The organism is [Clostridium] scindens ATCC 35704, assembly GCF_004295125.1.
GTDB classification, from domain to species: Bacteria; Bacillota; Clostridia; order Lachnospirales; family Lachnospiraceae; genus Clostridium_AP; species Clostridium_AP scindens.
Genome location: NZ_CP036170.1, coordinates 3,079,329 through 3,097,917 on the forward strand (window position 1 = coordinate 3,079,329; position 18,589 = coordinate 3,097,917).

Below are 18,589 nucleotides of genomic sequence, written 5' to 3' on the forward strand. Positions count from 1 at the left end.
ATCCTAGCCCTCCCTACTTTCAACATTTCGCTTGAATCCGACATAAGTCGTCAGGAAATACAGAATATAGATTCCCATAAACAACGCCAGGGAGATGGCAAAATACTGGAACACCGAGGTGCTTACGCCTGTATAGAAAATGAAGATGTTGCTGATAAATACTGCCACGATGCCGCTGATCAGCGCCGCAAAGAGCGCCGGGCATAGGTAATATCCGAACAGCTGCTTCAGGATCAGCCTGGATACCTCTCTCCTGCTTAGCCCGATCTTCTTGAGCACGCTGTACCGGAACTTATACTTTGCAGAATCGCTTAACTGGTGGACGGACAGCACCGTCAAAGCCACGCACAGGAACACCAGGCCAACATAGAACGCTGGGAATATGATGGGGGACAGCATATACTTTACTTCCGGTATCAGATTATCCCGCACCAGGTTCACGACATAGTATGTGACAATGGTATCCGTCCCGTAGCAGTTGTTTCCTTTCATCTCGGCATGGCCGCCAAAATCTGTATTGTCGCTTAAATCATCCAGCCGATTCTCCAGGCCTTCCGGCGCCTCCCCTCTAATATCTACCGCAAGTTCGCTGTAGTAGGGAGTCATGCCCACAATCACCTGATCCGGGACGATGATGACATAGTCCCCTCCATTATGGCCATCCTGGGAAAAGGCTTCCGTATAGTAGCCCGCAAAACTCAGTTTCCCATTTTCCCCATTGATGGATATGGCATCCTCAAGGCCTTTTGCCTGATCTTTCAGGCGCTGCTTGATGTGAATGGCAAACTGGCCGTCCGATAGCGTTACCTCTTTATATCCCAACATCCTTCTAAGATGGTTGTAATCCGATAGACCCATATAGGTATCATAATTGCAGTAGCATTCTTCCGGATTTTTCTCAATCTTTTTCAGATTCGGACTTCCATCGCTATTCAAGTAAGAATCCCCGAATACTTCCAGATGCGTATATAGCCACGCGTTTGCCTGATTGGTCTGGCCCGCATAGATGTGGTAGATAAAGGCATCCTCTATATCCGATTCTTTGCCAATGATCTTCAGTTCGTCCTGGAAGTCATCATTGACGTCAGCGCTGTATACCTGCACGTCAAAAGGGAATTTATCTCCCAGAACCTGATTCTGCCAGTCGCTGAACATCATGGCTATGGAGCAGCCTAAGAACGCGATGGTAAAAAGGGAGGTCAGCGTCCCCATGGTAAAACGCATGGTCTTAAGCTTGGAGGAAAACTGCCTGAGCAGAAACAGGTTCTGGCCCTTATAAATTCCTTTTCCCTTTGCCCGGACATAGCAGATGATCCAGGAGGAAAGCCCTGTATAAAACAGATAGATTACCAGGATGAGTCCCACCAGAAACAGAATTACGCTCCCGGCATTATTAATCAGGCCGCAGAACAGGAAGACTCCAAATGCCAGCATGAACAGAATGGAAACCGGAAGAAGCCATCTTTTTAACTTCTCGTTGGATTCCTTGATCTCCTCATTCTGCTTATTGGCATTCATCAAGTCATGGATGTTCATTTTCTTAAATCTTCTGCGGCATCTGAAAAGCGCCAGCAGGTAACAGCCTGCATAGCATGCGGCAGTCATCAGAATGCAGTATCTATTGAACTCCAGATGGAGGTCGTATTTCATCTGGATCATGCTGTAGAGAACGGACATGATGATCTGCTGAAGCAAAGTCCCAAGGAGCATTCCCAGAAAGAATGCGCCCGTTCCCATCAACAGATTTTCACGCATGTACAAACTTGCGATCTTCTTTTTCTTCATCCCCAGCAGCAGATAGATGCCAAATTCCTGGCTGCGCTTCTCCAGCATGAATCTTATCATATAATTGACCAGCCAGGCCACGATCAGCACGATAAAAAATGTGGCGATCCCCACCATAGCCGCCATCAGCCCTGCAACTTCGAACAGTTCCTGGACATCCCTGGAAAACAGGATGCTATTGAACGCAAACATAAGGGCCGTCACAAAGGTCATGGTGAGCACATATACCAGATAGTCTTTGACGGAACGTTTCACATTGCGAAAGGCAAGTTTACCGAGCATCGGATAACTCACCTCCCGTCAGCGCCAGGACGTCCAGAATCTCATTGAGGAACTCCCTCCTGCTTTTGGAGCCGCGCATCAGTTCGTGAAAAATCTTTCCGTCCTTTAAAAAGAGGATGCGTCCGCAGTAACTGGCAGAAAATGCATCATGGGTCACCATCAGGATGGTGGCCTTAAGCGACGCGTTCATATTAGAAAATGTCTCCAGAAGCGTCTGGGCTGATCTGGAATCCAGCGCCCCGGTAGGTTCATCCGCCAGAATCAGGCGGGGATTATTGACCAGCGCTCTGGCGCAGGCGCAGCGCTGTTTCTGCCCGCCTGACACCTGATAGGGAAAGTTATCCTTTATATCCGTGATTCCAAGTAGACGCAGCATCTGGGCGCATTTCTTCTTGATCGAATCCCTTCCCTCCTTATGAAGCGTCATGGCAAGCACGATATTTTCCTCAATCGTAAGCGTATCTAACAGATTATAGTCCTGGAATACGAATCCCAGGTTATCCTTGCGGAAATCAGACAGGCCATCTTCCGACAGTTCCGTGATGTCAACATCCCCGTAATAGATATGTCCCGCAGTCACGCGGTCTATGGTGGACATCATATTAAGCAGAGTCGTCTTTCCCGATCCGGAAGCCCCCATGACTCCCACGAATTCTCCCTTTGCCACCTGGAAACTGACCCGGTCTATGGCCTTCGTCACATTGGAGCCATTCCCGTAATATTTTTCCACGTCGCACACGCGTATATAGTCATTCATATTCCTGTCACTCCTTTTTCTTTGATACTATGACTATATCAGATACTTCCCGGCGTTTGTATCGGCCTGCCTTGCAGTTATCTTACAGTTTTGAAAGATAACTGCTTACCGGAAATTCCAGGATGATCTGCGTGCCAGCGCCCTCCCGGGATCTGGCAGAGATGTCAATACCCAGCCTGCCGCATAGTTTTCTGCAAAGATAGAGTCCCATGCCAGTAGAACGTTCATAGGTTCTTCCATTGCTTCCCGTGAATCCCTTGTCATAGATTCTCCCCAGTTCTTCTTCCTTGATCCCAATTCCATTGTCGCTTACCAGCAGGCGGACGCCATGCGCATACTCCTGCGTCTCGACCTTTATGCATGCGTTTGAGTCCCCCTTATACTTGGTAGCGTTTAATACTAACTGGTTCAGGATGAAAGAGATCCATTTCTGATCCGTAAAGGCCCGGTGCCTGCAGTCAACCTCCGCCTGTATCCCGTTCTGGATCAGATAATGCTTATTCTTCGCCAGCACCTCCCGGGCTACCTCCTGCAAGTCTGTCTCCTGTATTACATAGTCCTTATACACTTCCTCTGATCTTGCATAGTACAGCGCCATATCCACGTAATTCTCGATCTTCTGGTTCTCCAGGCTAATGCGCCTGGTAAGTTCGTCCCTGTGGTTCTCGCACATCAGCGAAATGCCGGTGATCGGCGCCTTGATCTCATGAACCCAGCTTTCAATATATTCCCGGTAGTCCTTCTGTTCTGCCTCGATCTGGCGGATCCGCTCTATCACCGACTTGTTGGACTTGCGTATCATATCCTGGTAAATGTGATCTTCCAGCCGGAAAGATTCCGGCATCAGTTCTCCCAGCAGATACCGCTGGTCTACATGCTCCAGCACCTCCGCCATCTGCTTGAAATAACGTTTCCGCCTGTAGTATTCCACTGCCAGATAAGCCAACAGCAGAAGGAGCCAGCACAGGAAAATTACCGCGCCATACGCGGTCGGATATCCGGTGGCATAGAGGAACCCCGCCAGGAGGAACATGGCGAATCCCTGAAGCAAAAGGAGCATCACCCGATCTTTGATAAAATCTATAAACTTCATATCCGATACCCCATTCCCCGCCGGGTCTCTATGAAGCCCTCCACTCCAATCTCCTCTAACTTGCTTCGGATGCGGGTCATGTTGACGCTCAGCGTATTGTCATCAATAAATACCTGATTATCCCACAGGTATTCTATAATCTCTACTCTGGGGACGATCTCCCCCTTCTTCTTAAAAAGACAATGCAGGATCTTCAATTCATTTTTGGATAATTCCGTCTGCCTGCCCTGGAAACTTATGTATCCTCTGGCAACATCCAGTTCCACGCCTTTATGGCTGAGCCTAGCCGCCTCCCCTTCCGTTTCTTTCCGGGTGCGCTTCAGCACCGCCGCAATGCGGGCCAGAAGGATCGGAGGCTGGAATGGCTTGGTAATATAGTCATCCCCGCCTTTGAGCATTCCGGTCAGTTCGTCCATAGAATCCGTACGGCTAGTCAGGAAAATAATGGGCACCTCCGATACCGCCCGCACCTTGGTGCAGATATCAAACCCGGACTCCTCCGGCAGATTCAAGTCCAGAAGGACGATGTCCGGATCCGCCTTCAATATATCGCCTGCCGCGTCCCCGAAGGCGTCAAGCGCCGTTACCTGATAAAGCGCATTTTCCAGCAATTGCTTCAATTCCTGGCAGATGGCAGCGTCATCCTCCACAATCAAAATATGCATTGATTTCACCTCTTTTTCAATTTTGCACAGGGGTTTGAACAATTTTACACATAGCAAAATGCACTTTGACACGTAACACTTTTCAAAAGTGTTACGTGTCAAAGTGAAAAATGTTACGTGTTAAGTTTACACCAGCAATGATTTTCCTGCCATTTCTTTTGGCTGTTCCAAGCCCATCAGTTCGATCAATGTGGGGGCGATATCCGCCAGGCATCCGCCTTCTCTTAACTTGTAAGACGGATCTGCGTTTACGAGGATGAACGGCACCGGGTTGGTGGTGTGTGCCGTAAATGGCTCGCCTGTCTCGCCGTCAATCAGCTGTTCCGCATTGCCGTGATCGGCGCAGATAAACATCTGTCCGTCCACTTCCTTGATAGCATCCACTGCCTTGCCCACGCATTCGTCCACGGCCTCGATGGCTTTTATCGCCGCGGCTTCCACGCCGGTATGGCCTACCATATCCGGGTTGGCGAAGTTGATGATGATGACATCGTATTTTCCTGACCGGATGGCTTCCGTAAGTTTGTCGCATACTTCATAGGCGCTCATCTCCGGCTTCAAGTCATAGGTTGCTACCTTCGGGGATTTTACAAGGATCCTGTCTTCTCCTTCGTTTGGCTCTTCAACTCCGCCGTTGAAGAAGAAGGTTACATGCGCGTATTTCTCTGTCTCTGCGATACGCGCCTGCTTCTTGCCGTTCTTTGCCAGGAATTCTCCGAAGGTATTGGTGATCTCATCTTTTACAAAGGCAACCAGTTTGTTTTCAATAGTGATATCATATTCAGTAAAGCATACAAAGGTGGTCTTGATCCGCTCGCCTCTGTCAAAACCTTCAAACTTCTCATCACAGAAGGTTCTGGTAATCTCTCTGGCACGGTCCGGGCGGAAGTTAAAGAAGATGATGGAATCATCGTCCTTTACCTTTGCCATCGGAACGCCGTCCTTTTCTACCACCGTCGGAAGCACGAACTCATCCGTGGTATCCTTATCGTAGGAAGCCTGGATCCCTGCCGGGCCGCTCGCTGCCCGCTCGCCTTCGCCGAATACCAGCGCCCGGTAGGCCTTTTCCACGCGGTCCCAGCGATTGTCACGGTCCATGGCATAGTAGCGTCCCATAACGGTCGCCACCTGTCCCACGCCGATCTCCTGCATCTTCGCTGCCAGCTGCTCTACATATTCCTTTCCGGAAGCCGGAGGCGTATCACGGCCGTCCAGGAAGCAGTGTACGTATACGTTCTCGATTCCCTGTCTCTTAGCCAGTTCCAGCAGCCCGTAAATGTGCTCGTTATGGCTGTGGACGCCGCCATCTGACACAAGTCCCATCAGGTGGAGGGAAGAATGATTCTTTTTTACATTCTCACATGCGGCAAGAAGAGCCGGATTCTCGAAGAAGTCCCCGTCCTTGATTGCCTTTGTGATCTTGGTAAGGTCCTGGTATACGATGCGCCCGGCGCCCATATTCAGGTGTCCTACCTCGGAGTTTCCCATCTGTCCATCCGGAAGGCCTACCGCCATCCCGCTGGCATTGCCTTTTACAAACGGGCACTCTGCCATCAATTTATCCATAACCGGCGTTTTGCCTTCTGCTACGGCATTTCCGGTAGTATTCTCATTTAACCCATATCCGTCTAAAATCATAAGTACTGTTGGTTTTTTACTCATCTTTAATCTCCTTCAATCCAAAATCTATTGCGCGCCTTTGCACAAGCGACTAAGCCAGGCATCTGCCAGCCCGATCCATTGTTGGCATTCTTCCTGAACGCCGGAGCCGTCCACCCTTTCTACCAGCTTGCTCGCAAGACTCAGTCCATGCTCTCCATCTGGAAATACATGCAGTTCCACCGGCACGCCGGCCTTTCTAAGCGCCATTGCCATTAACAGGGAATTTTCTACAGGAACCGCATCATCTGTGGCCGTATGCCACAGAAAGCATGGCGGCGTTTCTCCTGTTACCTGCTTTTCCAGGGACATCTCTTCTAGTTTCTCCTCATATCTGTCTCCCAGAAGATTGGAAAAACTTGGCAAATGTCCTGTGACAGCATCAGATGTGATTACCGGATAACTGAGCATCAGTCCTGCGGGCCGAAGCGTCTCCGGCGCCACTTTCAGCATCTCCCCGAGCCATTTCTGATGCCAGAATACGCCCAGGCTTGCAACCAAATGGCCGCCTGCAGATGCACCGTGCAGGATGATTTTATCCGTATCTACATGCCAGTCCTGGGCATGCTCATGGATTAGCTTCATGGCCATTCCCAGTTCCAGAAGCGCCGCCGGGTATCTGGACGGCACCACGGAATATCGAAGCACGCATGCATGATATCCCTGGTTCATAAAATGGATGGCCAGAGGTTCCCCCTCCCGGTAGCTTAACTTCTCATATCCGCCGCCGGGGCAGATGATCACCATAGGCCTTCTGGCAATCCTGATCTTGTCGGCAGGCGTATCCAGTATATAGGTTTCTAATCTTGCATAAGGCTGCGAACAATCTGTCCGAACCGGAATTTCCATATATCTCATAATCAGACCTCTAAGCATAAGGACCGCTGCAAAGTTACCAGCGGTCCTTATGTTATTGCACTCTTCCTGCCTATTTATAGTTTACGATCTTGCCAAAGTCAGCCTTCAAAGAAGCGCCTCCTACAAGGCCTCCGTCAATGTCAGCCTGCGCAAATAATTCTGCTGCATTTCCTGCGTTTACAGAGCCGCCGTACTGGATGCGGATTGCCTCTGCAGTCGCCTCGTCATAGATCTCAGCGATGCATGCGCGGATCCCTGCACATACCTCTTCTGCCTGCTCTGTCGTAGCAGTCTTGCCTGTTCCGATAGCCCAGATAGGCTCATAAGCGATTACAGATGCCTTTGCCTGGTCAGCGGTTACTCCCATGAACCCAACCTTAACCTGCTGGCGGATGAAGTCCATGGTCACGCCCTGCTCCCTCTGCTCCAGCGTCTCGCCGCAGCACATGATTGGCGTAATGCCGTGCTCGAATGCCTTGAGCATCTTCTTATTTACAGTCTCATTGGTCTCTGCGAAATATTCTCTTCTCTCAGAATGTCCAAGAACTACGTATTTTATTCCTGCATCGGTAAGCATGGCCGGAGAAATCTCTCCCGTATAGGCTCCGCTCTCTTCAAAATACATGTTCTCAGCTCCAACCTGGATATTGGTTCCCTTGCATGCTTCTACTACAGGAATAATATCAATTGCAGGTACGCAGAATACCACGTCGACATCCTCGCTTGCTACTAATGGTTTTAACTCTTCCACCAGGGCAACCGCCTCGCTTGGAGTCTTGTTCATTTTCCAGTTTCCTGCTACAATTTTCCTTCTTGCCATCTTCTTTTCTCCTATTCCATTCATAATCCTCGCACTAGGCTCGCTAATACCTCGCCAAGCTTTTTACTTGTCGTTTGCTGCTGCTACGCCTGGGAGTTCTTTTCCTTCCAGGAATTCCAGGGAAGCGCCGCCGCCTGTGGAAATATGTGTCATCTTATCGCCGTATCCCAGCTGGTTTACCGCCGCCGCGGAATCTCCGCCGCCGATGATCGTGGTCGCATCCGTATCTGCCAGGGCTTTTGCCACTGCCTCTGTTCCGTGTGCAAAGTTTGGCATCTCAAAGCATCCCATCGGTCCGTTCCATACCACCGTCTTCGCGTCCTGCACGGCATCACAGAAGATCTTCTCTGTCTCAGGACCGATGTCCAGTCCTTCCCAGCCATCCGGGATCTCGCCGCGCAGCACGACCTGGGTATTGGCGTCATTCGAGAAATCGTCTGCAATCACATTGTCTACAGGCAGTAACAGTTTTACGCCCTTTTCCTCTGCCTTTTTAAGCATATCCAGCGCATACTGGCAATAGTCTTCTTCCAGGAGGGACTTTCCTACATTTCCGCCCATAGCCTTGCTGAACGTATAGGACATTCCGCCTCCGATAATCAAGGTGTCTACCTTATCAAGCAGGTTCTCGATCACGGAAATCTTGCTGGATACCTTTGCGCCTCCAAGGATAGCTACAAAAGGCCGCTCCGGATTATTGACTGCATTTCCAAGGAAATCGATCTCCTTCTGCATCAGATATCCTACGACTGCCGTATCTACAAACTGCGTAACGCCTACGTTTGAGCAATGAGCCCTGTGCGCGGTACCGAAAGCATCATTCACGAATACGTCGCACAGGGAAGCAAGGTCTTTACTGAAGGCTTCTCCGTTCTTCGTCTCCTCGATTCTGTATCTGGTATTTTCAAGAAGGATAACCTCTCCGTCCTTCATCACGTCTACAGCTGCCTTCGCATTTGGCCCTACTACTTCTCTGTCAGCCGCAAACTTCACTTCCTGTCCGAGAAGTTCTGAAAGGCGCGCCGCAACCGGCGCTAAAGACAGTTCCGGAACCGGCTCTCCCTTCGGCTTTCCAAGATGGGAGCAGAGGATTACTTTTCCTCCGTCCGCAATCAACTTCTTAATGGTCGGAAGCGCTGCGACAAGACGGTTTTCATCTGTAATCTTGCCATCGATAAGAGGAACGTTAAAGTCGCATCTTACCAGCACCTTTTTTCCTTTTACGTTGATATCGTCTACTGATTTTTTATTAAGCATATGGCTGCCTCCTCAGTTATATTTTTAAGGGCATGTCCCTTATCATCCAAGAACTGGTTCTCAATTATAAAAAGGGTCCGGTCCAATAAGACCGGACCCTGCGTGAGTCTTAATATATTGCTAAGCGCTCTGTGTTAAGCCAGTTCAGAGAAGTATTTGATTGTACGAACCATCTGGCTTGTGTAAGAATTCTCATTGTCATACCAAGATACAACCTGAACCTCTGTAGTTCCGTTATCTAATGGCAGTGCCAGTGTCTGAGTAGCATCGAATAATGAGCCGTATTTCATACCGATGATGTCGCTGGATACGATCTCGTCTGTGTTGTATCCGAAGGACTCTGTCTCTGCTGCTTTCATTGCTGCATTGATCTCGTCAACCGTAACGGTTCCGTCAACAACTGCCGTAAGGATTGTCGTAGATCCTGTTGGCGTTGGAACACGCTGAGCAGCGCCGATTAATTTTCCATTTAACTCTGGAATAACAAGTCCGATCGCTTTTGCAGCACCTGTGCTGTTTGGCACGATGTTAAGCGCAGCTGCGCGAGATCTTCTTAAGTCGCCTTTTCTCTGTGGTCCGTCAAGAGTCATCTGATCGCCTGTGTAAGCGTGGATCGTACACATGATTCCTGATTTGATCTTAGCAAGGTCGTTAAGAGCCTTAGCCATTGGCGCTAAGCAGTTTGTCGTGCAGGAAGCTGCGGAGATAACGGTATCTTCCGGCTTCAGTGTTTCGTGGTTTACATTATATACGATAGTTGGCAGGTCGTTTCCAGCTGGTGCTGAGATAACGACTTTTCTTGCTCCTGCTTTTACATGTGCAGATGCTTTTTCTTTTGATGTGTAGAATCCTGTACATTCAAGAACAACGTCAACGCCGATCTCTCCCCATGGAAGTTCTTCAGCATTAGCCTTTGCGTAGATTTTGATCTCTTTTCCGTCTACGATGATAGAATCTTCTGTAGCTTCTACTTTGTCAGCCAAAGCATATTTACCCTGAGAAGAGTCATATTTTAACAAGTGGGCAAGCATCTTAGGAGATGTCAAGTCGTTGATCGCTACAACTTCATATCCTTCTGCTCCAAACATCTGTCTGAACGCAAGACGTCCAATACGTCCGAATCCATTAATCGCTACTTTTACTGCCATGATTAATTCCTCCTAAAGTTTGTATTAACTGGTTGCACAGTCTTATATTTTTGAAATCCCTCAACCTTCGTTAAAGAATCATCAACCGTATTTTATTGTACTAAATTTGATACAAAAATTCAAGGACTTTTCCCATTTTTATGGAAGTTGCTTAAAATGCGGCTTCCGTCTGGAAAATTCTGTATAATATTTAAAGCCGCAGCCCTTCAGGATGTCCGATGCCTTCTGAAAATCATAGGCAATATGCTCCGGCCTGTGGGCATCCGCGCCAATGGTTATAATCTCGCCGCCCATTTCCTTGTAACGCTTCAGCACATCCTGCCGCGGATGCGCAAAAGGAAGGCCGTATTTCAGGCCCGCCGTATTTAATTCCAGTCCCTTCCCCTTTTCAATCAAGGCTTTCAGAATCCGGTCTATCATATCCGCGTATTTTTGATAGGAATACTGCTTCTCTCTTTCTTTTCCATATCTGACCACATAGTCCAGGTGTCCCAGCACGTCGAATCCGTCGAATCTTTGGATATCCGTCAATGTTTCTTCAAACGCTATACGATAGGCTTCTTCATCCGTCTTGTCCTGGAACAGTTTCCCGGATGCCGGGTCCGTAGACTGGATGCTGTGCACGGATCCGATAATGAATTCAAACGGATAGGTTTCCGCGAACTCCCGGTAATAATCTCCCAGATAGGGACGCAGTCCTAATTCCACGCCTATCCTGACATCAATCTTATCCTGGTATTTTTCCTTAAGAGGCTTAAGGACCCTGAAGTATTCTTGCGGATCAAAGATGCTTTCCGGACCCCATTCCACATCATCCTTATCATAATGATCGGTAAAGCAGATCATCTCAAGCCCTTTCCCAATGGCCCCCTCAATCATCTCCTTTGGCGTGGCCTCTGAATCATGGGAAAATAATGTGTGCATATGCACGTCAGATTTTATCACTTTCTACTCATCTCCTATAATTGTTCCTCCGCCCAGCACATACTCTCCGTCATACAGGACGACTGCCTGCCCCGGAGCGACTGCCCTCTGCGGCTCTTCAAATATACACAGGATCTCGTCTTCTCCTGTCTTCTCCACCGTGCACCATGCGCCCCGGTGATTATATCTTATCTTGGCCCAGACTCTCTTCTTATCAGCAAGGTCCTCTATAGCCATAAAATTAATCCTGTCTGCCCTGACATGGCATGTCAGGGACTCTTCATTGGTGCCTACGATGATCTCGTTCGTCTCCGGTCGGATGTCAAGCACGAATACGGGGTGCCCAAGAGACAGCCCCAGTCCTTTCCGCTGGCCAACGGTGTAATGAACGATTCCCTTATGCCGCCCCACCACCGTTCCGTCGGAAAGCACAAAATTCCCAGGCAGGATCCTGGCCCCGGAATTGGCTTCTATATAAGAAGCATAGTCTCCATCCGGCACAAAGCAGATGTCCTGGCTGTCTGGCTTATCCGCCACGTTAAGGCCGATTTTCCCTGCCAGCTTGCGAATCTCATCTTTCGTATATTCTCCTACTGGCATAAGGGTCCTTTTCAACTGTTCCTGGGTTAGACTATACAGCGCGTAAGTCTGATCCTTCGCGCTGGCGGCCGACGTACGCAGGGAGCAACGCCCGTTACCGAGCCTCTCGATACGGGCGTAATGTCCGGTGGCAATATAGTCCGCTCCAATCTCCATACTCCTCTTAAGAAGAGACTCCCACTTTACATAGCGGTTGCAGGCGATACATGGATTCGGAGTTCTTCCATGCAGATACTCGTCCATGAAATAGTCTATGACATAGGTTTTAAATTCCTGCTTAAAATTCATAACATAATAGGGGATTCCAAGAGATGCCGCCACGCGCCTCGCGTCATCCACCGCGCTCAGTCCGCAGCAGCCCCCCTGCTCTTCCTCTACGATGCGTTCTTCATCCTGCCAGATCTGCATTGTAACTCCGATCACATCATATCCTTGTTCTTTTAATAGCCAGGCGGCCACGGAAGAGTCCACGCCCCCGGACATCCCGACTACGACTTTCTTCTTTTCCATAAACTCTTCTCCGGATTAATATTCCTCTTCTTCCTCTTCCTCGCCTTCATGGATATCTGACTTTGGCTTCTCGAGGCCTTCTATCTTTATATCATGCCTCTCGGCATAATCCCACAGCGCCGCATGAATTGCCTCTTCCGCCAGAAGAGAGCAGTGCACTTTCACCGGCGGCAGGCCATCCAGCGCTTCCATGACCGCCTTGTTTGTCACTTCCATCGCTTCCTGGATCGACTTGCCTTTTACCAGTTCCGTAGCCATGCTGCTGGTAGCAACCGCTGCGCCGCAGCCGAACGTCTTGAACTTCACGTCGCGGATAATCTGATCATCGTCAATGTCCAGGTAAATGCGCATGATATCTCCACATTTGGCATTTCCTACCGTTCCTACGCCGCTGGCGTTCTCTATCTCCCCAACATTCCTGGGATGCTCAAAATGATCCATTACCTTCTCTGAATACATAATTCTTCCTCCAATCTATCTACTACTATTTCTTCTGCTTGTTTATAAAGTCTTCATACAGCGGAGACATTTCCCTTAAGTGGCCTACGATCTCTTTTAAGGAGTCTACCACATAATCGATATCTTCCTTTGTTATCTCCTCATTCAGCGTTAGCCTCAAAGACCCATGGGCAATCTCATGCGGCAGCCCGATGGCCAGAAGCACATGGGATGGATCCAAGGATCCTGATGTACAGGCAGAGCCGCTGGATCCACAGATCCCTTTCATATCCAGCTTGATCAGAAGAGACTCGCCTTCTATGAACCGGAAGCTGAAGTTGGCATTGTTCGGAAGCCTCTTCGTCCTGTGCCCGTTAAGCCGGCAATGCGGGATCTCGTCAAGCACCCGGTTAATGAGATAATCCCGCAGTTCCGTCTCCTTGCCGGTCCGCTCCGCCATTGTATCCGCGGCACGCTTTACGGCTGCCCCAAGACCTACAATTCCAGGAACATTTTCCGTTCCCGCCCGGCGCTTTCTTTCCTGTCCGCCTCCGTGCACGAAGGAGCGGATTTTAACGCCAGTGCGGATGTATAGGAATCCGATTCCTTTTGGACCGTTTAACTTATGGCCGCTGGCGCTGAGCATGTCAATATGGCATTCGTCTACATGGATGGGAACCTGGCCGAATGCCTGCACAGCGTCCGTATGGAACAGGATTCCATGCTCATGGGCGATCTCTCCGATTTCCCTGATCGGCTGTATAGTTCCAATCTCATTGTTGGCATACATGACGGAGATCAGGATCGTCGTCGGCCTGATGGCGGCTTTTAATTCGTCCAGCTTTACTACGCCGTCCTCGTCTACATCCAGATAGGTCACTTCAAATCCTTTCTTCTCAAGGTATTCGCAGGTATGAAGGATAGCGTGATGCTCTATCTTCGTGGTGATGATGTGATTGCCCTTGCCCTCGTAGGCTTCTGCCGTGGCCTTTAATGCCCAGTTGTCGGCTTCCGATCCTCCCGCGGTAAAATAGATCTCATTGCCCTTAGCCCCCAGCACTTGCGCGATAACATCCCTCTGCTGGCTGATTACTTCCTTGTTCGCCGCGGCAAATCCATAGACGCTGGATGGGTTTCCATACCTTTCTGTAAAATATGGCAGCATTGCCTCCACTACCTCCGGCGCCGTCTTGGTTGTCGCTGCATTGTCTAAATATATGAGTCTTTCCATGTTCGTACCTCCTTGTCTTCTCTTAGTATTCTATTGATTGCATCTGGGATTCTCACAGTCGCCCTCCGGATTAATCATCTTGCTTTCCCGTACCAACTCGTCCAGCATGATCTCATCCACCGTCTTGTTGATGCTGTCATTTATTTTCTGCCATACATATTTGGTCACGCAGCCATCTGAGGCCATGCAGCCTTCATCTGAATAAAAAGCGGCGCATTTCACCGGCTCCAGGCTCCCTTCCAGGGCCCTTAGCACATCGCCTACCGAGATCTCCTCCGCCCTTTTCGCAAGCACGTATCCTCCAGTTGCCCCGCGGATGCTCTTGACCAGCCCCGCCTTCTTAAGCAAGGCCACCAGCTGTTCCAGATACCGTTCGGAAATATCCTGCCTTATGGAAATATTATTGATGGACACAGGCTCTTCCTCGCTATATCTAGCCAAATCTATGATCGCGCGCAGCCCATATCTTCCTTTGGTCGAAAGTTTCATTATGCTCACCTTCTTTTTAATTCCTAGCAATTTGCTAGGATTTCTCTTCCTGTAGAATAGCACTGCTTTTTGGTTCTGTCAAGTATCTATTTTGAATATGTTATAACAATATCTTTAAGGAGTCTGCCATGTCTCGAAAACGCGCCATAATCAAAGGCACTTTCATATTGACCATTACCGGTTTCGCCACTAGGTTCATGGGATTTTTTTACCGTATTTTTCTAAGCCATACCTTTGGGGAGGAAGGCGTGGGCCTGTACCAGCTTGTCTTTCCAATCTATGCCCTCTGCTTCTCCCTTACCTCTGCAGGAATCCAGCTGGCACTGTCCCGCTGCGTGGCAAGATGCATGACCCAGGGCAAAAAGAAGGAAGCCCGGGAACTGTTGTGCACCAGCCTGGTTCTGACGGTTGCCGTCTCCTGTATTGTGACGGTAATTCTTCAGAAATATTCGGTGTTTATTGCCGATACCTTCTTAAAAGACGCGAGATGCGCCCAGCTGCTGGTGATCCTTTCCTATGCATTTCCATTTGCCTCCATCCACAGCTGCATCTGCGGATATTATTTCGGGCTAAAGCAGACCGGCATCCCCGCAACCTCCCAGATGATCGAGCAGATAGCAAGAATCTTAAGCGTGTATCTGATCTACATATATGGTTTGAGGCATGGCGTCCGCTTCGGCGTATCCATCGCCGTCGCGGGTCTGATCGCCGGAGAAATTCTTTCCTCCCTGTTCTGCCTGCGCTCCATCCTTGGCAAAGGAGGCTTTGGGAAATGGCCCAGAATACGCCTCTCCTCCTGCATGAAGCATGGGCGCGAGCTGATAGCGCTGTCCATCCCGCTGACCGCAAGCCGGGTACTATTAAATCTCCTTCAAAGCATAGAGGCAATCTCCATCCCCCTGAAGCTCCAGACCTATGGAATGTCGGTTGCCGAGGCGCTGAGCATCTACGGGGTTCTGACCGGAATGGCCCTCCCCTGCATACTCTTCCCTTCCGCGATCACCAATTCCGTATCCACCATGCTGCTTCCCGCGGTGGCTGAGATACAGGCCATGGAGAACCATAAGGAGCTGTCCGCGTTGGTGAAAAAGGTCACTTACTCCTGCATTTTTCTGGGGAGCATCTGCTGCGTGCTGCTGCTTACGTTCGGCAATTGGATTGGAACCGTGCTGTTCCACAGTTCCATGGCCGGAGGGTACATCGTCACTCTGTCCTGGATGTGTCCGTTCTTATACACCAACAATACCCTGATCAGCATCGTGAACGGGATTGGCAAGACCACCCTGTCCTTTGTGATCAATTCAGCCAGCCTCAGTGTCCGTATCGCCAGCGTTCTGCTCTTCATCCCCGTCTTTGGGATCCAGGGATATCTCTGGGGCATGCTTGCAAGCCAGCTGTGCATCTTCCTATTCTGCCTGATCTATCTCAATTATTATCTGAAAAGGGAAAGGGAGTGAATTGGCCTTCGCCAATCACTCCCTCATAACGTCTTCAAGAACATCTGCATAATTACCGGATTCACATAGCACTCCAGCAGAATCCCTACGGCAATAAAGAGCAGGAAACTGACCGTCTTGGACAGATTCCATCTGGATTCCGGATAAGAGAAGAAATACCACAGAAGGATCATATACCCCGCTATGTAGAAAATAAAATGTGGAGTCAGCGCGATCAGGCACAGGATGATTCCCTTTACTCCCATCTTAAGCACCGACGAGGTCATGATCATCCCGCTGGAAAAGCCTGTCCATAACAGAAACAGCACAACCACAAGTTTCCTCAGCCTGGTACATCCCAGCGCGCAGATTACGGCTACCGGAGCTACCCTTATCCGTACCACATACCAGATATATTCCGCAACATCCACATCTGCCTGCATATACTGGCTTAAAAAAAATTCATTGAAGATCCCCATGCTTGTAATATAGTCTTTGGACATCAGATTCGCATAGACGATTCCAATAAAAAAGCCCAGCATATAAAACAAGATGAAATGCTTCTTGTTCTCACGTATCCTCACAAATGTTCCCCCTTTGCCAAGATACTTCATTATATGCCGGGCATTCTGATATATTCTTATTTCTGTTTTAAATATTTGGACTCATAGGCAAGGATTGCCGCAATAGTCTTGGAATCCTCAATCGTTCCGCCAAATATCATCTCCTTAAGTTCCTCTATGGTATAGGCCTTTACGTCCACGTATTCATCCTCGTCCAGTTGCTGGCTGGCAGCTGCCAGGTTCCTTGCCACATAGATCTCAATCTTCTCGTCGCAGAAAGCAACGGTGGTGCGAAGGGTAATCAGCCATTCCAAACTGTCTGACCGGTAGCCGGTCTCTTCTTCCAGTTCCCTTCCTGCACACAGTTTTCCTGGCTCATCCGGCCTGTCCAGTTTTCCGGCCGGTATTTCCAGGGTATGCCGCTCCAACGCATTCCTGTACTGGGACACCATCAGTATCCTGCCATCAGGAAGCACGGGGACGACCGCGGCCGCCCCGTCATGGTGGATATAATCCCAATCCGCGTGGTTGCCATTGGCAAATTCCATATGGTCTTTATAGACTTCAAGGATTGCTCCTTTATACACTAACTCTCTGCCTACGCGTCTGACTTCTTCACTCATTGTTCTTAGATCCCTGCTCTTTCCTATAGCCTTTTACAAAGAAGATACGAATTCCTCGATGCGATCCAGGCCTTTCTTAATGTTTTCCATAGAAATAGCATAAGACAGCCTTACGAAATTGTCAAATCCAAAATCCTGGCAGGGAACAACCGCAACTTTGTAGTCCTCAATCAAGATCTCCGCAACGCGGCTTGCAGTTCCTATGCGCACGCCTTTATAGGATTTTTCCAGTACATCAGTAAAATCTACGAAGGTATAGAAAGCACCCTCCGGCTCAAGCGCATCTACAAGCGGCATCTGGCTGACACGCTCATACATGTATTTTCTTCTCTGGTCAAATTCTTCCCTCATGGCCGTCACTACATCCTGAGGTCCCCGAAGCGCTTCCAGGGCAGCCTTCTGGGCGATGGAGTTGGGGTTGGAAGTTTGATGGCTCTGGATGCTTCCCATCAGTTTCGCAATCTCTACGCTGGAGCCTGTATATCCGATTCTCCATCCAGTCATAGAGTAGCTCTTTGACAAGCCGCTGCAGGTAATCGTTCTCTTATAGATCTCTTCTCCAAGGGATGCAATGCTTACATGCTTCTTATCCCCATAGATCAGGTTCTCATACATTTCATCCGCAACCACATAGATGTCCTTTTTGACTGCAACGTCCGCAATGGCTCTTAGTTCTCCCTCAGAATACACCATTCCGGTAGGGTTATTTGGCGTATTGAGGATCACCGCCTTCGTCTTGTCCGTGACCACATTCTCGATCTGCCTTGCAGTTACCTTGTACCCAAAGTCTTTGGTACCATAGACATATACCGGAACACCATCGCAGAGTTTTACGATCTCCGGATAAGTCAGCCAATAAGGCGCCGGTATAATCACTTCGTCTCCAGGGTTCATAATAGCCTGGAATATATTCGTCAAAGAATGTTTTCCGCCGTTGCTGATTACGATCTGATCCGTTCCATAATGCAGTCCGTTAAACTCTTCGAACTTCCTGCTGACTGCTTTCTTAAGTTCCGCGATTCCTGATGCCGGCGTATATTTTGTAAATCCGGACTTGATCGCGGCAATCGCAGCCTCATTAATATTTTCCGGCGTATTAAAATCTGGCTCTCCTGCCCCAAACCCTACTACATCAATTCCTTCTGCTTTTAGTTCCTTTGCCTTCGCAGTAATTGCTAATGTTGAAGACGGCTTTACCTGAGCCGCTTTTCTTGATAATGTCAACGCCATAGTTTCATCCATCCTATCTTTCATATTCTTGAATTTGCATTCTGATTACATAGTATAATATAGAACGGTCATTTTTGCAAGTTTTATTTTTCTCAAATTCTCATTCCTCTTTTGCTTCCTCGTTTTTCGTTAATGTTATGTCCGTTTTTGCAAGTTTCAATTTCATTTCCTGCATTGCGGTCAAATCAGCCGATAACAGTCTTGATTCAATGCCGGGTAGA

Annotated in this window: 18 protein-coding genes; 1 reads left to right on the forward strand and 17 read right to left on the reverse strand. The window is 49.0% G+C overall.

Annotated features, from left to right (window positions below; genetic code table 11):
* Positions 1 to 3: 3 nt before the first annotated feature.
* The 14 genes from HDCHBGLK_RS15865 to HDCHBGLK_RS15930 all read right to left on the reverse strand — a co-directional run bounded on the left by HDCHBGLK_RS15865 (position 4) and on the right by HDCHBGLK_RS15930 (position 14,516).
* Positions 4 to 2,067, reverse strand: coding sequence for an ABC transporter permease (locus HDCHBGLK_RS15865; RefSeq protein ID WP_004606776.1), 2,064 nt, complete (start codon positions 2,065 to 2,067; stop codon positions 4 to 6).
* Entirely contained in the window at positions 2,057 to 2,824 is a 768-nt protein-coding gene (locus HDCHBGLK_RS15870) for an ABC transporter ATP-binding protein (RefSeq protein ID WP_004606775.1), read from the reverse strand. Before HDCHBGLK_RS15870 ends, HDCHBGLK_RS15865 begins: the two co-directional genes overlap by 11 nt.
* Before the next feature lie 82 nt (positions 2,825 to 2,906).
* Positions 2,907 to 3,917: a sensor histidine kinase gene (locus tag HDCHBGLK_RS15875; RefSeq protein ID WP_004606774.1), complete on the reverse strand. Its 1,011-nt coding sequence runs from the start codon at positions 3,915 to 3,917 to the stop codon at positions 2,907 to 2,909.
* Positions 3,914 to 4,582, reverse strand: coding sequence for a response regulator transcription factor (locus tag HDCHBGLK_RS15880; RefSeq protein ID WP_004606773.1), 669 nt, complete (start codon positions 4,580 to 4,582; stop codon positions 3,914 to 3,916). Before HDCHBGLK_RS15880 ends, HDCHBGLK_RS15875 begins: the two co-directional genes overlap by 4 nt.
* Before the next feature lie 126 nt (positions 4,583 to 4,708).
* On the reverse strand, positions 4,709 to 6,244 hold the full coding sequence (gpmI, locus tag HDCHBGLK_RS15885; protein ID WP_004606772.1) for a 2,3-bisphosphoglycerate-independent phosphoglycerate mutase: 1,536 nt from the start codon (positions 6,242 to 6,244) through the stop codon (positions 4,709 to 4,711).
* 24 nt (positions 6,245 to 6,268) lie between these two features.
* Positions 6,269 to 7,099, reverse strand: a complete 831-nt coding sequence (locus HDCHBGLK_RS15890) for an alpha/beta hydrolase (RefSeq protein WP_039909665.1) — start codon at positions 7,097 to 7,099, stop codon at positions 6,269 to 6,271.
* A gap of 70 nt (positions 7,100 to 7,169) precedes the next feature.
* Positions 7,170 to 7,919 carry a triose-phosphate isomerase gene (tpiA, locus tag HDCHBGLK_RS15895; protein ID WP_009248458.1) on the reverse strand — a complete coding sequence of 250 codons (750 nt, stop codon included), beginning with the start codon at positions 7,917 to 7,919 and terminating at the stop codon, positions 7,170 to 7,172.
* A gap of 63 nt (positions 7,920 to 7,982) precedes the next feature.
* Complete coding sequence (locus tag HDCHBGLK_RS15900; protein WP_004606769.1) at positions 7,983 to 9,176, reverse strand: phosphoglycerate kinase; 1,194 nt, start codon at positions 9,174 to 9,176, stop codon at positions 7,983 to 7,985.
* 134 nt (positions 9,177 to 9,310) lie between these two features.
* Complete coding sequence (gap, locus tag HDCHBGLK_RS15905) at positions 9,311 to 10,324, reverse strand: type I glyceraldehyde-3-phosphate dehydrogenase (RefSeq protein ID WP_004606768.1); 1,014 nt, start codon at positions 10,322 to 10,324, stop codon at positions 9,311 to 9,313.
* Between the two features lie 138 nt (positions 10,325 to 10,462).
* Positions 10,463 to 11,248: a histidinol-phosphatase HisJ family protein gene (locus HDCHBGLK_RS15910; protein ID WP_004606767.1), complete on the reverse strand. Its 786-nt coding sequence runs from the start codon at positions 11,246 to 11,248 to the stop codon at positions 10,463 to 10,465.
* A 24-nt stretch (positions 11,249 to 11,272) separates the two neighbouring features.
* Complete coding sequence (gene mnmA / locus HDCHBGLK_RS15915) at positions 11,273 to 12,358, reverse strand: tRNA 2-thiouridine(34) synthase MnmA (RefSeq protein WP_004606766.1); 1,086 nt, start codon at positions 12,356 to 12,358, stop codon at positions 11,273 to 11,275.
* A 15-nt stretch (positions 12,359 to 12,373) separates the two neighbouring features.
* Positions 12,374 to 12,817, reverse strand: a complete 444-nt coding sequence (gene nifU / locus HDCHBGLK_RS15920) for a Fe-S cluster assembly scaffold protein NifU (RefSeq protein ID WP_004606765.1) — start codon at positions 12,815 to 12,817, stop codon at positions 12,374 to 12,376.
* A gap of 25 nt (positions 12,818 to 12,842) precedes the next feature.
* Entirely contained in the window at positions 12,843 to 14,027 is a 1,185-nt protein-coding gene (gene nifS, locus HDCHBGLK_RS15925; RefSeq protein WP_004606764.1) for a cysteine desulfurase NifS, read from the reverse strand.
* A gap of 30 nt (positions 14,028 to 14,057) precedes the next feature.
* Positions 14,058 to 14,516, reverse strand: coding sequence for an RrF2 family transcriptional regulator (locus tag HDCHBGLK_RS15930; RefSeq protein ID WP_009248455.1), 459 nt, complete (start codon positions 14,514 to 14,516; stop codon positions 14,058 to 14,060).
* A gap of 128 nt (positions 14,517 to 14,644) precedes the next feature.
* Here HDCHBGLK_RS15930 and HDCHBGLK_RS15935 point away from each other — a divergent pair, with 128 nt between their 5' ends.
* Positions 14,645 to 15,973, forward strand: coding sequence for a polysaccharide biosynthesis protein (locus tag HDCHBGLK_RS15935; RefSeq protein WP_004606762.1), 1,329 nt, complete (start codon positions 14,645 to 14,647; stop codon positions 15,971 to 15,973).
* Positions 15,974 to 15,996: 23 nt separating this feature from the next.
* Here HDCHBGLK_RS15935 and HDCHBGLK_RS15940 read toward each other — a convergent pair whose 3' ends face one another.
* From HDCHBGLK_RS15940 to HDCHBGLK_RS15950, 3 genes are read right to left on the reverse strand one after another with little or no spacing between them, the layout of a single operon-like run.
* Complete coding sequence (locus tag HDCHBGLK_RS15940; protein WP_230104399.1) at positions 15,997 to 16,536, reverse strand: stage II sporulation protein M; 540 nt, start codon at positions 16,534 to 16,536, stop codon at positions 15,997 to 15,999.
* 56 nt (positions 16,537 to 16,592) lie between these two features.
* Positions 16,593 to 17,138 carry an NUDIX domain-containing protein gene (locus HDCHBGLK_RS15945; RefSeq protein ID WP_004606760.1) on the reverse strand — a complete coding sequence of 182 codons (546 nt, stop codon included), beginning with the start codon at positions 17,136 to 17,138 and terminating at the stop codon, positions 16,593 to 16,595.
* 33 nt (positions 17,139 to 17,171) lie between these two features.
* Positions 17,172 to 18,368, reverse strand: coding sequence for a pyridoxal phosphate-dependent aminotransferase (locus tag HDCHBGLK_RS15950; RefSeq protein ID WP_174722018.1), 1,197 nt, complete (start codon positions 18,366 to 18,368; stop codon positions 17,172 to 17,174).
* Positions 18,369 to 18,589: the final 221 nt, after the last annotated feature.